This window comes from Pseudoalteromonas sp. SR43-2, assembly GCF_014163885.1.
Classification (GTDB): domain Bacteria; phylum Pseudomonadota; class Gammaproteobacteria; order Enterobacterales; family Alteromonadaceae; genus Pseudoalteromonas; species Pseudoalteromonas distincta.
In genome coordinates, this window is sequence record NZ_JACJED010000016.1 from 108081 (window position 1) to 124027 (window position 15947).

17 protein-coding genes are annotated in these 15947 nt (G+C 39.6%); 3 read left to right on the forward strand and 14 right to left on the reverse strand.

From position 1 onward, the window contains the following. Positions 1-126 precede the first annotated feature (126 nt). The 14 genes from H5120_RS14190 to H5120_RS14255 form a co-directional block, all read right to left on the reverse strand. Positions 127-945 carry a flagellin gene (locus H5120_RS14190; protein WP_182675128.1) on the reverse strand — a complete coding sequence of 273 codons (819 nt, stop codon included), beginning with the start codon at positions 943-945 and terminating at the stop codon, positions 127-129. 291 nt (positions 946-1236) lie between these two features. Further along, positions 1237-2490, reverse strand: a complete 1254-nt coding sequence (flgL, locus tag H5120_RS14195) for a flagellar hook-associated protein FlgL (protein ID WP_182675129.1) — start codon at positions 2488-2490, stop codon at positions 1237-1239. A 2-nt stretch (positions 2491-2492) separates the two neighbouring features. Then, positions 2493-4496 (reverse strand): flagellar hook-associated protein FlgK, encoded by a 2004-nt coding sequence (gene flgK, locus H5120_RS14200; protein WP_182675131.1) that lies wholly within the window; start codon positions 4494-4496, stop codon positions 2493-2495. A 1-nt stretch (position 4497) separates the two neighbouring features. Next, positions 4498-5514, reverse strand: a complete 1017-nt coding sequence (flgJ, locus tag H5120_RS14205) for a flagellar assembly peptidoglycan hydrolase FlgJ (RefSeq protein WP_182675133.1) — start codon at positions 5512-5514, stop codon at positions 4498-4500. A gap of 166 nt (positions 5515-5680) precedes the next feature. Next, positions 5681-6775, reverse strand: coding sequence for a flagellar basal body P-ring protein FlgI (locus tag H5120_RS14210; protein ID WP_182675135.1), 1095 nt, complete (start codon positions 6773-6775; stop codon positions 5681-5683). Positions 6776-6786: 11 nt separating this feature from the next. Continuing rightward, on the reverse strand, positions 6787-7470 hold the full coding sequence (flgH, locus tag H5120_RS14215; RefSeq protein ID WP_002959418.1) for a flagellar basal body L-ring protein FlgH: 684 nt from the start codon (positions 7468-7470) through the stop codon (positions 6787-6789). Between the two features lie 16 nt (positions 7471-7486). Beyond that, a complete protein-coding gene (flgG, locus tag H5120_RS14220) occupies positions 7487-8275 on the reverse strand; it encodes a flagellar basal-body rod protein FlgG (RefSeq protein WP_002959420.1) in 789 nt (262 codons plus the stop codon). 21 nt (positions 8276-8296) lie between these two features. After that, positions 8297-9040: a flagellar basal body rod protein FlgF gene (locus tag H5120_RS14225; RefSeq protein WP_007581863.1), complete on the reverse strand. Its 744-nt coding sequence runs from the start codon at positions 9038-9040 to the stop codon at positions 8297-8299. 157 nt (positions 9041-9197) lie between these two features. Continuing rightward, positions 9198-10565, reverse strand: a complete 1368-nt coding sequence (flgE, locus tag H5120_RS14230; RefSeq protein WP_182672292.1) for a flagellar hook protein FlgE — start codon at positions 10563-10565, stop codon at positions 9198-9200. Positions 10566-10625: 60 nt separating this feature from the next. Next, the gene (locus tag H5120_RS14235; protein WP_002959427.1) at positions 10626-11306 is read right to left on the reverse strand and encodes a flagellar hook assembly protein FlgD; all 681 of its coding nucleotides are present in this window, start codon (positions 11304-11306) and stop codon (positions 10626-10628) included. Between the two features lie 13 nt (positions 11307-11319). Further along, on the reverse strand, positions 11320-11751 hold the full coding sequence (gene flgC, locus H5120_RS14240; RefSeq protein WP_002959429.1) for a flagellar basal body rod protein FlgC: 432 nt from the start codon (positions 11749-11751) through the stop codon (positions 11320-11322). A 5-nt stretch (positions 11752-11756) separates the two neighbouring features. Continuing rightward, positions 11757-12164: a flagellar basal body rod protein FlgB gene (gene flgB / locus H5120_RS14245; protein WP_002959431.1), complete on the reverse strand. Its 408-nt coding sequence runs from the start codon at positions 12162-12164 to the stop codon at positions 11757-11759. Positions 12165-12309: 145 nt separating this feature from the next. Next, complete coding sequence (locus H5120_RS14250) at positions 12310-13140, reverse strand: protein-glutamate O-methyltransferase CheR (protein WP_039484688.1); 831 nt, start codon at positions 13138-13140, stop codon at positions 12310-12312. A gap of 20 nt (positions 13141-13160) precedes the next feature. Further along, positions 13161-14093 (reverse strand): chemotaxis protein CheV, encoded by a 933-nt coding sequence (locus tag H5120_RS14255; protein WP_002959434.1) that lies wholly within the window; start codon positions 14091-14093, stop codon positions 13161-13163. Between the two features lie 140 nt (positions 14094-14233). Here H5120_RS14255 and flgA point away from each other — a divergent pair, with 140 nt between their 5' ends. The 3 genes from flgA to flgN all read left to right on the forward strand — a co-directional run bounded on the left by flgA (position 14234) and on the right by flgN (position 15762). Next, positions 14234-14941, forward strand: coding sequence for a flagellar basal body P-ring formation chaperone FlgA (gene flgA / locus H5120_RS14260; RefSeq protein WP_182675137.1), 708 nt, complete (start codon positions 14234-14236; stop codon positions 14939-14941). Positions 14942-15017: 76 nt separating this feature from the next. Further along, positions 15018-15338: a flagellar biosynthesis anti-sigma factor FlgM gene (gene flgM / locus H5120_RS14265; RefSeq protein WP_002959436.1), complete on the forward strand. Its 321-nt coding sequence runs from the start codon at positions 15018-15020 to the stop codon at positions 15336-15338. Further along, positions 15331-15762, forward strand: coding sequence for a flagellar protein FlgN (gene flgN, locus H5120_RS14270; protein ID WP_182672290.1), 432 nt, complete (start codon positions 15331-15333; stop codon positions 15760-15762). The genes flgM and flgN overlap by 8 nt, the downstream gene beginning before the upstream one ends. Positions 15763-15947 lie beyond the last annotated feature (185 nt).

The following is a 15947-nucleotide window of genomic DNA, read 5'->3' on the forward strand; positions in this document are numbered from 1 at the left end:
TTCCTGATTCAATTAAGTTATCGGCGCTAGATTTATTTACTTTAATGTTTTTTTGCTTTATTTTTCATTTTTATTTTCTAAAGCTTTAAAGCTAGGTGAAACCTAGCTTTAACTAGAAGATAATGGTTACTGTAATAATGATAATGCAATCTGAGGCTGCTGATTTGCCTGAGCAAGTATAGTACTTGATGCTTGTTGCAATACTTGATTTCGAGCCAAGCTAGCACTTTCCGCAGCAAAGTCGGCATCCATAATCCGCGATCTAGAAGCTGATACATTTTCTGCAACATTACTTAAATTTCGAATTGTAGAGCTAAACCTATTTTGTTTGGCACCTAAATCAGCCCTAACATCATTAACAATTTTTAATGCGTCATCAAGACTATCAATCGCTGTTTGCGCTCCGGCAGCTGTCGAAATAGTATCTGTTATAACTCCCAGCCCTGTAGCCCCCATACTTGTAGCAATTGAAACTGAAATAGTTTGGTTCGCATCAGCACCAACCTGAAATTCAGCAGAGTAGGTACCATTTAGAACATTTACCCCACCGAATGTCGTTGTTTCAGCTATTCTGTCTATTTCTTCTTGTAATTGAACGAACTCTTTTTGCAGCGCAGCTCTATCATCATCGCTATTAGAACCGTTAGCTGATTGAATTGATAAAACACGCATACGTTGGAGCATACTAGTTGTTTCATCTAGAGCTCCTTCAGCCGTTTGTGATATTGATATACCATCGTTTGCATTTCTAGCAGCCTGATTTAAGCCATTTACCTGAGTAGTTAAACGAGAACCAATTTGCAAACCTGCGGCATCATCTTTTGCGCTGTTTACACGCAAACCTGATGATAATCTTTCAAATGAAGTACTAAGGTCATTCGTCGAGTTTGCTAAATTTCTTTGAGAGTTTATCGAAGCAATATTTGAGTTTACTGTTAAGGCCATTTTACCATCTCCTAGTGTTAAGGTGCGGTTCTATATGCTTTAAGCAGGAACCACTATTTGTAGTTTATCTTTGTTAGTTTAAATGCATGAGTCATGCCAACTAATAAAGAAAATTAAGTGCTTGTTTTTAATTGATTTATCCGGAAAGGCAGTAGAATGTATTTGAATTAACATACTTTTATAAGAGAGTTATTAGTAAGTGACATATTTTTGCCGCTCACTTTTACTTGTTTTTATATGCGAGGAGGCAAGTTATTACCTTTAGTAAGCTAATAACTCTAATAACGGAATTTACAAATAATCAAACAATGAAAGGTTGGATAAACGCCCAAAAGTTGCCTGCGATGCTTGCAATGCAGTTTCTTGCTTGGTCAATTCGCTAATTGCTTCAACCATATCAACTTCTACTAAGTTAGAGCGATTACTTTTATTTTGTATGTCAATCGACAAGTTTGAAGCTGTAATTCTATCGACTACATTTAGCCGCCCGCCTAAATTTGCTTGGGTAAATACAACTTGTTCACCAGCATTCTGCAGTTGTACAACTCCATCAGCAAGTACTTGTTGAAAGTCATCACCTTCAAGTGTGCCATCGTTAAGGCCTGCAATAAGTGCTTGTAGTGTATTAAGTACATTTTCTTTGCCTGGTTTTTCAAGGTTAAAATCTAGTTGTCCAGGCGCACTGCCTTCTAATTCAATCGTCATACCTGCGTATTCAATTGTATCATCGTTAACTTCGCCAGTTACTGCGGGGGTTAGTGCTGCGCCGTCTCGGTATATTTCGTAGGTTTGTGGATCTGCCGCTGTAGCACCTGGGCTTACTAATACACTATATGTATTTGCTGTTGCTGAAGCTGTTGGGTCTGCGTTGTAATTTGCTTGATGAAATTTATCAAACTCAGCTTGGCCGTCAACATATACGCTTGCCGCTGTAATAGAGCCTGAAACACTTGCCGTGTTAGATTTTACGTTTAACCGCGCATCAATTTTTTCAAACGTATCAAAGCCGTTATCGCTTGATTTAATTGATACACCTTCAGCTATAGTTATTTGGTGCTGACCTTGGTCGCCATTATAAGTGTATTTTTCTGCAACTGAGTCAAACTGATATGGTTGCGTATTGTCTTGGTAACCTGAAAATATAAATTTCCCATCTTCTAAACGGGTATTCATTAGGTCAAGTATACTACTTTGTATCCCTTCTAATTCTGAAGCTATAGAACTTAAATCAGACTTACTTAATGCTCCGTTACCTGCTTGAATTGTTAATGTTTGTGCTTTTTGTATAGCATAGTTAATACTTTCTAATATAGTTTCTTCACTATTTAATCTATTACTAAGCTGATCGATATTTTTAGTGTATTGCTCATTCGTTTGTATTTTATTTGAATACAGCATAGCTTGCGAAATAGCAGCTGGTGCTTCTGAGGTGGTTAAATACTTTTCACCTGTTGTTACTCGCTCTTGAGCATTTGCAACACCTTGTTGGTTGTCGAGTATTTTATTTATGTTGTTTTGGTACATTAAATTATTTGATAAACGCATAATTACCTCGCCGCATTTAATAAGGTGTCAAAAATTTCTTGAGCTGCTGCTAAAACTTGTGCTGATGCTGAATATGATTGTTGAAAACGCAGTAAATTTGCGGCCTCTTCATCTAGGTTTACACCCGATAACGACTCGTACCATGCCTCAGATTGCTGTGCTAGAGCATCAAATGCAGCCCCACTTGTGATTGCTTGGCCAGTTATAACACCTATATCACTCACTAATCCTGAATAAGCTTGGTTGAACGTTTTATGGTTGTCGGCCGTTGCTGTTGTTTCTACATTTAAACGGACTAACTCACCATTTTGTAAATCTGCTAATTTTAAACCATTACGGTTATCGTCAAAGCCGCCTTCGTTAAACTCAAGTGTAAAGGTGTCGCCTGTTGCTGGTGTACCTTCTATATCAAAATCGAATCCGTAGGTATCGAATGGGGCACCCGCTTGCGATAACATTCCTTTTGCAGGAGGCGTAATAGTAAAAGTATTCGTTCCGCTATTATCAGTAATTTGATATTCGTTAGCATTACCTGTTTTAACAAGCGTTATTTCACCGTTTGTTAAGCTTGGTGTTGAAGTAAATCCACCGGAGGTAACACTTGTTACTTCTCCCGCTGAAATAGTAGCGGTACCTATATTATTTAAATCGTTAGCAGTACGGATTGGCGATGCTAGTGCTAAATCTTCTGCGCGCCCTGTTGCAAGTGTAATACTTGAAGCGGCATCTGAATTAAGCTTTATTTGAAATTGATCTCCCTCAACACCTGCCCCAGATACATTTACTTGAAGACCAAATGATTCTCCGGTAGTAATAGTCGATGAATCAATAACACCTGTCGATATATCAGCAAGTGAAGGCTGACCTAACGGGTCGCCTTTGTTATCTATAGGCTGAATACTTACTTCGTTGGGATTAGCTGTATAAGTAATAATAAAGTCACTGGCAGGAAGTTCATTGCCCTTACCTGGCTCTACCGTTGCAGTCATACCGGCAGTACCTGTGTTAGCTTGATACGCATAAGCACCAACGGTAGGAATATTAAAAATATTACCACCTAACTGACCTGTTGCATCCATACCGAGTTTGTTTTGTTCGTTAAATGCATCAGCTATCGCTAAGCCCATTTGGCCGATTTGGTTTTGCGCGGGGACTAATATGTCATCTCTAAAAGCAAGTAAGCCGCCAATTTTGCCTTTAAGCTTACTTACATCAACTTCAAGCGGCACAGCTTTGCCACCATTAACGTCAAGCGTGAATTCTTTAAAATTAGGATCAGGATCGCCCTTCATCGAAAATAAGTTAAATGCGCCATTTTGCATAACAACTGCTTCGCCTGTGCCCATAAAAACGAGTTTTTCGCCATTTGGACCATCAAGCGTTTCTATGTCTATTAGCTCTGATAAGTCGCGTATTGCTTTATCGCGTTCGTTATAGGTAGAGCTGGCATCTGCGGCGTTATTAGTGCCATTAACGGCTGCAATATTTTGATTTAGCGTACTAATGCTTTGAATGAGTGAGTTTGCTTCATCTGAAAATATTTCGAGCTGCTCGTTTACTATACTTTTTTGATCAAGCACGATGCCCGAAAGCCTATCCATTTGATCAATTAAGCTTTGCGCATCTGTCATTACTAATGAGCGGGCAACAGTAGATGAGGGCTGATTTAGCGCTTCTTGCACATTATTAAATAAAGAGTTAATACCAGTCGAAAGGTTGTTCGACTCTTCAGAAAAAATAGTATCAACTCGATTAGCCTCAGTAATAAACTGATCGAAAAACGATTTATTAGAGGTGTCACGATTTAGCTGTGACTGAGCAAACTCGTTTAGTAATCGGTATGTTTCGCCTCGCCCTACTTGGTTGTCAACCATAGTAGTAAACTCTGTACGCTCACGCACATAGCCTTCGGTATTTACATTGGCGATATTTTTACTTGTCGTTTGCAGTAGCTCCGAGCTTGCTCTAACCCCAGAACTGGCAATGTTTAATAAATTAAACGACATGTTACTCTACTCCTTGGCGGATCACGTTTGCCGCAATGTCTTTTAGCTGACTGCTATTGAGCACTTGTTTTATTTTGTTGGCATAATTTGGATCGGTTGCATAACCTGCTTTTTGTAATGAATCTAAAAAGTCGTTTGGTTTAGCTGTATTTTGTAATGCTTCTTTGTAGCGTGGGTTTTGCGTTAAAAAATCAACGAAGTCGTTCACGCTGTCTTTAATTGAATCGTAGGCTCTAAAGCTGGCTTGTTTTTTAACGGGTGTGCCTTGCTCAAACTCAAGCGTTATTTTGCTTGCTTTATCGCCTTCCCAGCTTTTATCTGACTTAATATTAAATAAGTTATTTGAGCTGCCACCGTCATTTTTATTAATAATGTGCTTACCCCAACCGGTTTCAAGTGCCGCTTGTGCAACCATTACCGCAGGATTTAAACCAATTTTTTGCGCTGCAGTTTTAGCGTGTTCCCACACTGAACTTACAAACTCTTCTGCATTTTTAAATGTTGGGCTATCAGCTTTAGTCTCTGTAGTATCAACTTTAGGCTCAGCAATATCGGCTTTAGTACTCTTAACGATAAGATCGGGTTGCTTATTTTTTTGCTCATGTGGAAGAGCAGAACCGACTTGCGTATCGCTAAAAATATCGTTGGTTTTTCTAAGCACCGAGCCTGGCATAAAGTTTTTAGACTCAGGCGATAACTGCTGAACTATTAAATCGGCAAGGCCTAACGAGCCATTTGATGAAAGCTCTGTTGAAAGTTGCTGATCGTGCATTTCTTCAAAAAACTTTACGCCACTTGAATTAAATGGGCTGTCTTTGTCTTCAAATGCTTCGTTAGCTTTGCGCATTCCTTTGAGCAACATTTGCGTAAAAATAGCTTCAAATTGTGCGGCCGCTTTTTTGAGCGCAGCTTTAGAGGCATCAGTTGATGCATCGCCGCTCGTTAAGGCTTCTTTACGAAGTGAATCTAAGTTGCCTAAATCAAAAAAGTTTTGTTTATCGAGGTGATTAGTTTCCATCGGCTTTTTGACACAAAATGAATAATGCAGTTAAAAATGCAAAAATTGAGCCACTACCGATAAAACGAGGAAGATAAAAATAATAAACTTAAGTTGCTGTAAATAAAAAGCCCTAATTTCAAAAATATAGGGCTTAAGTAATACGTTATTTATTGGCCTGAGTTATTTATATAACAACCAACTGTCCGTTAATTGCGCCAGCTTCTTTTAGTGCTTCTAAAATAGCCATTAAGTCACCAGGCGCTGCGCCTACTTCGTTAATTGCGCGAACTAAATCGTCAAGGCTTACACCAGGGTTAAATACAAAGGCGCGCGAGTCATCTTGGTCTACATCAATAATACTTTGCTGCGTGACAACTGTATCACCGTTTGCTAGCGGATTTGGTTGTGACACGTTTTGTTGTTCTGCAATTGTTACTGTTAAGCCACCATGAGTTATAGCCGCAGGCTGAAGCTTAACGTTCTTGCCAATGACAATTGTACCGGTGCGCGAGTTAACTATAATTTTAGCGGCCATGTCAGCTGGTTTAAATTCTAAGTTTTCGAGTGTTGATAAGTACGATACACGCTGGGATGCATCGCGCGGTGCTATAACACGAATAGAAACAGAATCAATTGCTTGTGCGCTATTTGGGCCAACTAAGTCATTAATTGTTTTTTCTAGGCGTTTTGCCGTTGTAAAGTCTGGGCGGTTTAAATTAAAAGTAATGTAATCGCCTTGCATAAATGGGCTTTCTACTGTGCGTTCAACTGTTGCACCATTTGGAATACGACCAACTGTAGGGGTGTTAATTACAACCTTACTACCATCAAGACCTTGTGCACCTAAGCCACCAACAATTAAACTACCTTGTGCAATTGCATACACGTTACCGTCTACACCCTTTAAAAAAGTTTGTAGTAAAGTACCTCCACGTAAACTGCCTGCACTACCAATAGAAGAAACCGTAATATCTATTGTTTGCCCGGGTTTTCTAAATGCAGGTAATTCTGCATGTACAGCAACAGCAGCAACATTTTTAATTTTAGGACTTTGAGTTGAAGGTAGCGTAATACCAAAGCTGTTCAACATGCCTCTAAAACTTTGTTGTGTGTATGAGTTTTGCTCGCCAGTGCCCGGTAAACCAACCACTAAGCCATAACCGACTAATTGGTTAGAGCGTACGCCTTCAACCATAGACACATCTTTTATGCGCTCAGCACTGGCAGTAAACTGCCAACCTAATAACACAACTAAGCATAAAGCTTTAAGGCTATTCATGTTGTTACCCTCTAAAATGGAAACAGCGAACTGCTAAAGAAACGTGTAAGCCAACCAGGACTTTGCGCCTCTTGCGTTTGCCCTTTACCTGAGTATTGAATACGTGCATTAGCAATGCGGTTTGATTCAACCGTATTATCGGCGCTTACGTCTTGAGGGCGTACTAGCCCTTCTAAACGAATAAACTCTTCGCCGGTATTAAGCGTTAGCCATTTTTCGCCGCGTATAACTAAATTACCGTTAGGTAAAACACGCATAACATTTACCGAAATATCGCCTACTAAGCTGTTTGACTGGTTTGATTTTGAATCGCCCGTAAACGACGAATCACTACCAATACCAAACTGAATACTATCGCCACCTATATTTACAGGTAGACCACCTAAGCCAATCACTGGGTCTAAGCTTGCGTCAGTTTCTTTGTCTGTTTCTGTTTTAGCGGCTTTTGTTGCTTGAGTAGACTCTTGCAATTTAACCGTAATTATATCGCCAGTACGTAGCGCTTTTTTATCAGAATATAAGTCGTTTGATGTATGAGTATTAAACAATGAACCTGTGGCTACCAGCGGCTCTAAAATAGGCTCGGGGTACATAGGTGCGTAGTAAGGGTCGTCCTGCACTACCTCACTATTTTGCGTAGACATACAGCCACTTAAAAATAATGTGCCCGCTGCAAATAAAATAATATTACGCATAATTCCCCCTATTCTATTAAAGCTGTTGATTGATATAACTCATCATTTCGTCAACGGCCGAAATTACTTTTGAGTTCATTTCGTAAATACGCTGAGTTTCTATTAGATTTACCAGCTCTTCAGTCACATTTACGTTAGATGTTTCGAGTGAGCCTTGAATAATACTACCTAACCCTTCAACACCAGGATTACCTTGTACAGGCGCACCACTTACAGCCGTTTCGGTATAAAGGTTTTGACCAATTGGCTCAAGACCCGATGGATTAATAAAGTCACTAATAGTCAGCTGACCAATGACAACGTTATCGGCTTGGCCTGCAACACGTACAGATACTTCGCCGTCTTGCGAAACCGTAATTGATTGCGCGTCATCTGGTACATTCATTTCTGGCTGAATCACATAACCTGCGCCCGATGTCACAATTCGTCCATCGCCATCAGTAGTAAACTGACCATTGCGCGAGTAAGCAATATTGCCATCTGGTTGCAGTACTTCAAAAAAACCTTCGCCAGAAATCATCCAATCTAGTGAGTTTTCGGTGGTCAACATGTTGCCTTGCGTAAACTCTTTTTGGTTAGCTACAACTTTAGCACCCGCACCTAACATTAAGCCCGACGGCATTTCGGTATCTTGCGATGAACGACCACCCGGTTGATTAATATTTTGATAAAGTAAATCTTCAAATATAGCGCGGCTTTTTTTGTAACCTACGGTACTCGCATTCGCTAAATTATTTGAGATAACCGATATATCGGTTTGTTGAGCGTCTAGCCCCGTTTTACTGATCCACAATGCTGGATTCATAATCGTGTCCTCACTTTAAAGTTAAACTATGCGTAATAACTGATCTTGACGCTCGTCAATTTCTTCAGCTGTTTTCATTAATTTCACTTGTAATTCAAATTGGCGCTGGTGGCTTATCATGTCGACCATTTCGTGAACCGGATTCACATTCGACATTTCAAGCGAACCACTTAAAACTTTTACATTGGCAGAGGTATCTACTGTTACATTTGCTTTTGGTCTAAATAAACCGTCGTTACCTTTTTCGAGCTGTGAGCTATTTGCTTCTACCACTCTAAGCGTGTCGATTTCTTCTAAAAAGTTAGCAGGAGCGCCTTGTGGTCGAACTTGAATAGCGCCATCTTGGCTAAACCCTATTTTTTCGACTGGGACGGGTAAAATTACAGGTCCCCCTTCGCCAATAACTTGACGACCATGGCTGGTTACAAGCATGCCTTGAGCAGTAACGTTTAACGTACCCACTTTTGTGTAAGCTTCATTACCGGAGGCATCTTGCACAGCAAGCCATGCGTTATCGCTCATTGCGATATCTAAGTCTCGCCCGGTTTGAACAATGCCACCCGATACCATGTTTGAACCCGGACGCTCTTGCATTGAAAATACACGTGTAGGCAAACCTTCGCCAAACGCTTGCATAGAACGCGCCTGGGCAAAGTCAGCTTTAAATCCTGTTGTATTTGCATTCGCCAAATTATTGGCTTTAAGCGCAAGCCCTTGTAGGCTTTGCTTAGCGCCAGAGGCCGCAATGTAGACCATTTTGTCCATAGTATCGACTCACATAAAAAATCTCTGAACTTATAAATGCAAAATAGGTGCCAGATTAAATTTGACGCAACATTGAGAGGTATTTAGAAGGGCTTACAAAGAGGACTTATAAAAAAGGCTGCAAAAATGCAGCCTAATATATTTAATGGGGTTTAGCTTATCGAATCTGCAAAATACTTTGCTGAATAGTTGAGTTAACTTCAAGCGCACGTGAGTTTGCTTGGTAATTACGCTGTGCAGTAATTAAGTCTACAAGCTCGTTTGTAAGGTTAGTATTTGATTGCTCAAGCGCTGATGAGTTAATTCCACCAAACGTACCCGAACCGGCTTCACCCGCTACAGGTTCACCTGAATCAATACTTTGCTTCCAGCTTGTATCACCCACTTGTGATAATCCTTGTGAATTTGGGAAACGTACCATAGCCACTTGGCCTAGGAATGTTGAGTCACCATTACTGTAAGAAGCGACAATTTTACCGTCTGTTCCTATATCAATTCCGGCTAAACGGCCTACTGTTGAGCCATCTTGATCGAGTGCTTTTACTTCAAAACCACTTGAATACTGAGTTGGGATACGTCCAGCTGTGTTATTTTCATCGCGCCAGTTAAGCTCAATACCAGTACCAGGGAAAGTTGCACCATTGTCTAGTAATGTTGATAAACCAGTACCAGAACCCGCTGGTAGTAGTATTTCATCAAAAGTAGTTGTATTTGTATTTGCCACACCACCTGTTGTTGATGGTAAACCACTTGAGTTAAAACCAAGGGTGGTAAGTGGTGTATAAGGCGCGGTTTGTTCTCCACCAGTTGTGGCATCAACGACTTTGCCATCGAGTGTTGCGTATACTTCCCAACTGTTATCTGTACCACCTGCTGCGGCATCATCTTCTTTAGCAAAAAAGTACTGTAAAATATGTGGTTCACCTAGTGAATCATATACCGTTGTTGACGTAGATGAGTTATAAGTACCACTAGATGTTGGGTCAAAAGCAATACCCGGAGCATCTGCTGTTGCATCTAAGTTAAACGACAAAAATACATTTTCTGTTGCGCGAGGTGAACCAGACGAATCAGGGATTTGAATTGGGTTTGTTGTGCTCAAACTTACCGACGTTGTATCACCTGTAGATGAATCAACAGGGAATGCTTGTAAAAAGTTACCTTTTGCGTCAACCATAAAGTTATCTTGGTTAAGCTTAAATGCACCTGCACGTGTATATGTTAAATCTTGCGAAGATAAATCGTCTGTCATCGCAAAATAACCTTCACCAGTGATTGCTAAATCAAGTGAGTTATTTGTAAATTGTAGTGAGCCTTGATGAAACTGCTGCGCAACCATGGTTGTTTGCACACCGTCGCCATTTTTAGTCTTACCAGAGCTAAATACTGATGATGCGTAAACATCGGCAAACTCAGCGCGTGACTCTTTAAAACCTGTGGTATTAACGTTTGCAATATTATTTGCAGTTACGTCTAAATCTTTTTGTGCGGCAGCTAAGCCAGTTAATGCAATATTGAAGCTCATAATTCACCTCTAACCTGTTAATATTTAGCCTGCTGACAGGCGAAGTATAATTAAAATTTATTACGCGATTTCTGCGACGTCTGTCAGCCTAACCGCACCTTCTTTAGTGTTAATAATAATGCCACTTGAGCCATTAATATTAACGCTTTCAATGTTCTTGAACGTAGCAATGGGTAAGCTTGAAAATTCACCGTCAGTACTTCCTTCGGCGGTTACTGAGTATTCACCTTCAGGTAAACGCTCACCAGCTTCATTTTTGCCATCCCACGCAAAACGTACCGCACCTGCTGGCTGAGAACCCATATCAATAGTTCTTACTAGCTGACCTGATGCATCAGTAACTTTAATTTTTAAGTTATCAACGGCTTCTTCTGCCACTGCAGAGCCTCTGGCATCACCTGTTTCATTTAAATCCAGGGTGTTTGACTCTAGTAAAGCTTGTTTGCCTACAAGTGTAGATGCTTGCAGTGCTGAATTAGATGTCATTGAAGAGGCTAAAGATTCAAAATTAGTATTTAAATCTGTAATCCCTTGCGCCATCGTAAAGCTAGTCATTTGAGCAATCATTTGGTCATTATCCGCAGGGTTACTGGGATCCTGATACGATAATTGCTGAGTTAACAAAGAGAAAAAGTCTTCTTGTGTTAACGCATCACTCTCATTATCACTGGTAGCAACTTGTTGCTCTTGCCAGCGTATAGAGTCTAAATAGGATGAAGATGTACTAATATCGTTACTCATAACCTACCCTCGGTTACCGCTGCCCTAGCAACAGTGTTTTACTTAGCATTTGCTTAGCTGCATCAGCAACTTGCACGTTTGTTTGGTAAGAACGAGAGGCAGAAATCATATTTGCCATCTCTTCTACAACATTAACGTTGGGTTTATAGATATAGCCATTTTCATCCGCACTTGGATGGTTTGGGTTATATTCAATTTGTAATGGTGCATCGCTTTCAACAATGCCCAAAACTTTAACACCAACTGCGGAGCCCTGCTGGTTACTTACTGATGCTGAAGCCTTTGTTAGCTCAGCCGCAAATACAGGTTGGCGCGCTCGGTACGTTTTGTCTTGAGATGAACTAATGGTATTAGCATTAGAAATATTACTAGCTGTAGTATTTAAGCGAACGTTTTGTGCGCTCATACCCGAACCTGCAATATCGAAAACATTATATAAACTCATAATTTTTATCCTTGACTACCGAGAGCTTTATTCAGGCCTTTAAATTTGCCGCTTAAAAATTGCAAGCTGGCCTGATACTCCATAGCATTCTGTGTATACAAGTTTCGTTCCACTTGTATATCAACCGAGTTACCATCACCTGTATCTGATTGATTTGGCAAACGAAATGATTCTGAACTGCCCATACTATGAGTACCTCCACCAATGTGTTTATCATTAGTTCTTACCATAGTATTGCCGCTTTGCTGGGTTGACCTTGCCGCTTTTAATGCAGAGGCAAAATCAATATCTTTTGCTTTATAGCCAGGCGTATCAGCGTTAGCTATATTAGTTGCAATTAATTCTGCTCGCTGTGAACGGATCAACATGGCTTGCGGATGCACACCTAATGCTTTATCAAAACTGATAGCCATAACCTTCTCCAAAAAATTGACTTACCCATTAATAAAGCAAAAAATAAGCCATTAATATTAGGGCTTGCTATATTTTTATAAGGCTATGTATCTAAAAATAAAAACGACGCTAGGTGCGTCGTTTTAGGGAAGGGAGTTAGCTTAATTACTTCTTTTGGTAAATAATACCAGGGTTGCACCTAACCATATCAAACTCAGTACTTAGGCCAGTTAGGGACTCTGACGCGCCTAAAAATAGGTAACCGTTTGGATTTAACGCTTGTGCAAACTGGTTAATAATTTTAGCTTTTATTTCAGGCGCAAAGTAAATTAGTACATTTCGGCAAAAAATAATATCAAATTTACCCATTAACGCGTAAGAATCAAGCAGATTTAAATGCCTAAAACTAACTTGTTTTTTTATTGTATCGTTTACTTGTGCCATACCGTTGCCGCTGTCTTTAAAAAACTTTTTACGACGCTCTGCAGATAACCCTCTGGCAAGTGCCAGCGCGTCATACTCTGCATTTTTACACATATCAAGCATGGTATTAGATATGTCGGTACCAATAATTTGTGCCCCCATACGAAGCACACCTGGTTGCTTAGCACTAAATTCAGCAACCGACATAGCTATTGAATAAGGTTCTTGGCCTGACGAACTGGCAGCAGACCAAATTTTTAAAGGTCTTCTTAAATCTTTAAATTCAGGGAAAAGCTTGTTTTGGAGCAACTCAAATGGGTATTGATCTCTAAACCACAAAGTTTCGTTGGTGGTCATTGCATCAACAACAGCGGCTCTTAATTGCCGCTCGTGAGGCCCGAGAGTTTTACTAACCAATTCCGATAAAGATCCCACATTAAATCGAGTCATTAACGGAGCAAGTCGGCTTTTAACTAAATACTGTTTATTTTCACCTAAAACAATGCCGCATTGCTGCTCTAAAAACGAACGAAACTGGTCGTATTCACTTTGCTGCAAATCTTTATTATTCAAGTTAGTAGCACCTATTTTTGTTAATCACAATGAACCCACTTTTTAACCGCTGTTGCTAATTCATCTGGGTTAAATTTAGCAATAAAGTCATCTGCCCCTACTTTTTCAATCATCGCTTGGTTAAAAACACCACTCAAAGAGGTATGCAAAATAACATGCAAAGGTGCAAGTTTGGGATCTGCTTTTATTTCAGCTGTTAAGGTATAGCCGTCCATTTCTGGCATTTCAACGTCTGAGATAAGTAATGCTACTCGCTCTGTAATATCATTTTTACAATCAAGCTCTGCTATTTCTTTAAGCCTAATTAAAGCTTCCTTACCATTTTTAGCAAGCTCTGTTTGAACACCTAGCGGCTCTAAGGCTCGTTTAACTTGATTACGGGCAACAGCAGAGTCATCTGCAATAAATACGATACGTTCGCCTAAATCTCTTTGAATATCGCCACTTTGTGCAACTTCAGCACTTACTTCTGTGTTTACTGGACAAATTTCGTTGAGAATTTTTTCTACATCGAGAATCTCGACTAATTCATTTTCGATTTCGGTCACTGCCGTTAAATATGAATAACGTCCGGCGCCTGATGGCGGTGGCATTATTTTTTCCCAATTCATATTTACAATGCGTTCAACTCCGCCCACTAAAAACCCTTGCACAGAGCGATTGTATTCAGCAATGATTATAAAGCTGTCTTTAATGTTGTCGATTGGGCGCCCACCTACAGCCATTGATAAATCAATAACCGAAATGGTTTGACCACGAATATGTGCAACACCACGAATATACGGATTAGATTTTGGCATGCTTGTTAGTGGAGGGCATTGCAGCACTTCTCTCACTTTAAATACATTAATACCAAAACGCTGACGCCCTCTGAGCTTAAATAAAAGTAATTCTAGGCGGTTCTGCCCAACCAACTGTGTGCGTTGGTTTACTGAGTCTAAAATGCCTGCCATTCAAATCTCCTAAAGAAAACAAATAATACGGAACGATAATTGCTTTCTATTTATAAAGCTACATAACATCGCGGGTGCGTCTACTTTTTGACGCAAAATATTTATACCCTGTTTGAAACCATAAGCATAGTCGAAACATTATGAGTTTGTTAAAAAAAATCAGAAGATACAGTGTTTTTTATTTTGTTACTAGCTTGTGCTTTGTATTCCCTTTGCAAGCTAAAGTGTTTAGTAAAGATTTATTACAAGACATGGCCGTTGCTTACATAGCTAAGCAAATTGGTACATTACAAAATACTAATACTCAATTAAGTGCTCTGCCTTTAGACAGTCGCATTCCTGATCGTGTCTGTAATACAGAGCTTGAATTATCAACATCCGATGAGCCACCATTTAACCGCCAAGTAACCTTACAAGCCAAGTGCAATGATGCTCAAACGTGGGCTCAATACGTTCATGTAAGAGTTGTTGAAATGGCCCCAGTTGTTGTTGCCACTACTAATTTAACCCGCGGTGAAGTAATAACTAAATCGCATTTAAGTATTGAAATGAAACCAACTCACTTTGTACGAATACAGTACTTAGATGATCCCACAATGCTAATAGGTAGTAGAAGTAAACGAAATATTAGAAGTGGTATGCCAGTATTACTAAACCAAATTTGCATGGTGTGTAAAGGTGACTCTGTTAATATTTACGCAAACCTGAGGGGTCTTAGAATTAAAACCACAGGTATTGCTTTAGAAGACGGTACTTTGGGCGAACAGATACAAATAAAAAACAAAAAATCAGGTAAAGTTTTAAATGCGCGAGTAGATGGTGTAGAGTCTGTTCAGGTGAATATTTAATTTAGATTTATACTAAAGTATCCTACGTATATGCCGATAACATGGCATAAGTTGGGTAATATACGGGTTTATTATTATGGTTAATCAAGTTAATGGCAGTAATCAACAAGCTAATGCGTTAACAAATGCAAAGCAGCAACAAGTTGATTTAAAGAAAGATAACGCAAATACACAAGCTGCTCAGGCCCCTTCGCCTAAAGCTGCAAGTGATTCTGTAAGTTTAACGCCGCAAGCGCAGCAATTAAAAACGCTTCAAGATAAAGCACAGCAATCGCCTGGCTTTGACAGCGATAAAGTTGCTGAGCTAAAAAAAGCAATAACTGAAGGTAAATACCAAGTGGACAGTGAAAAGCTTGCTAAAAACTTAGCTGATTTTGAGTTTAACGTGTATGGCTGATCATAATAGTTTAATTAGCGTAAAGCTAAACCAACAAGTAAGTTGTTTAGACTCTTTACACACGCTATTAAACGATGAGCTTACTGCTATTGCCTCACGACGAGGTGCTGGTTTAAAAGAAATTGCCCAACAAAAAATGTCTTTTTTAACTAAGCTAAGCACTCTAGATAAAGAGCTAAGTAAGTTAATTGCCAGTAACGATACACAAAATCCTGAAATATCTGAGCTAATAAGCCAAGTTAAAACGCAACTTGCGCAATGCCAAAAACAAAATAATGTGAATGCTCATGCTGCCCGTCAAGCGCAACTTAGTGTTAAACAATTAAAAGAGATATTAATTGGCGCACCAACGTCAATGACCTACGACCAAGCCGGTAAATCTGTAAATACCGAGAGTAAACTGGTTCGTAATCTAAAAGCGTAAGCCCAAAATTTTACATTAAAAAAGCCTTATTGATTTATCAATAAGGCTTTTTTAATGTCCTTGTCTCGTCCTGAAATATGTTTACACATATAGGACTTATTATGACCAAGTCAAATAATACACCGATCAAACGAACACAACGAGATTATTCATTAGGCTTTAAATTACAAGTTGTCGACGCTGTA

Bases quoted from the DNA above. Each gene is read 5' to 3' on its own strand.
- flgL (WP_182675129.1), bottom strand. From the start codon at position 2,490: ATGCGTTTATCAAATAATTTAATGTACCAAAACAACATAAATAAAATA.
- flgK (WP_182675131.1), bottom strand. From the start codon at position 4,496: ATGTCGTTTAATTTATTAAACATTGCCAGTTCTGGGGTTAGAGCAAGC.
- flgC (WP_002959429.1), bottom strand. From the start codon at position 11,751: ATGAGTTTATATAATGTTTTCGATATTGCAGGTTCGGGTATGAGCGCA.
- flgH (WP_002959418.1), bottom strand. From the start codon at position 7,470: ATGCGTAATATTATTTTATTTGCAGCGGGCACATTATTTTTAAGTGGC.
- flgB (WP_002959431.1), bottom strand. From the start codon at position 12,164: ATGGCTATCAGTTTTGATAAAGCATTAGGTGTGCATCCGCAAGCCATG.
- H5120_RS14190 (WP_182675128.1), bottom strand. From the start codon at position 945: ATGGCCTTAACAGTAAACTCAAATATTGCTTCGATAAACTCTCAAAGA.
- flgG (WP_002959420.1), bottom strand. From the start codon at position 8,275: ATGAATCCAGCATTGTGGATCAGTAAAACGGGGCTAGACGCTCAACAA.
- H5120_RS14255 (WP_002959434.1), bottom strand. From the start codon at position 14,093: ATGGCAGGCATTTTAGACTCAGTAAACCAACGCACACAGTTGGTTGGG.
- flgN (WP_182672290.1), top strand. From the start codon at position 15,331: ATGGCTGATCATAATAGTTTAATTAGCGTAAAGCTAAACCAACAAGTA.
- flgJ (WP_182675133.1), bottom strand. From the start codon at position 5,514: ATGGAAACTAATCACCTCGATAAACAAAACTTTTTTGATTTAGGCAAC.
- flgM (WP_002959436.1), top strand. From the start codon at position 15,018: ATGGTTAATCAAGTTAATGGCAGTAATCAACAAGCTAATGCGTTAACA.
- H5120_RS14235 (WP_002959427.1), bottom strand. From the start codon at position 11,306: ATGAGTAACGATATTAGTACATCTTCATCCTATTTAGACTCTATACGC.
- flgA (WP_182675137.1), top strand. From the start codon at position 14,234: ATGAGTTTGTTAAAAAAAATCAGAAGATACAGTGTTTTTTATTTTGTT.
- flgE (WP_182672292.1), bottom strand. From the start codon at position 10,565: ATGAGCTTCAATATTGCATTAACTGGCTTAGCTGCCGCACAAAAAGAT.
- H5120_RS14225 (WP_007581863.1), bottom strand. From the start codon at position 9,040: ATGGACAAAATGGTCTACATTGCGGCCTCTGGCGCTAAGCAAAGCCTA.
- H5120_RS14210 (WP_182675135.1), bottom strand. From the start codon at position 6,775: ATGAATAGCCTTAAAGCTTTATGCTTAGTTGTGTTATTAGGTTGGCAG.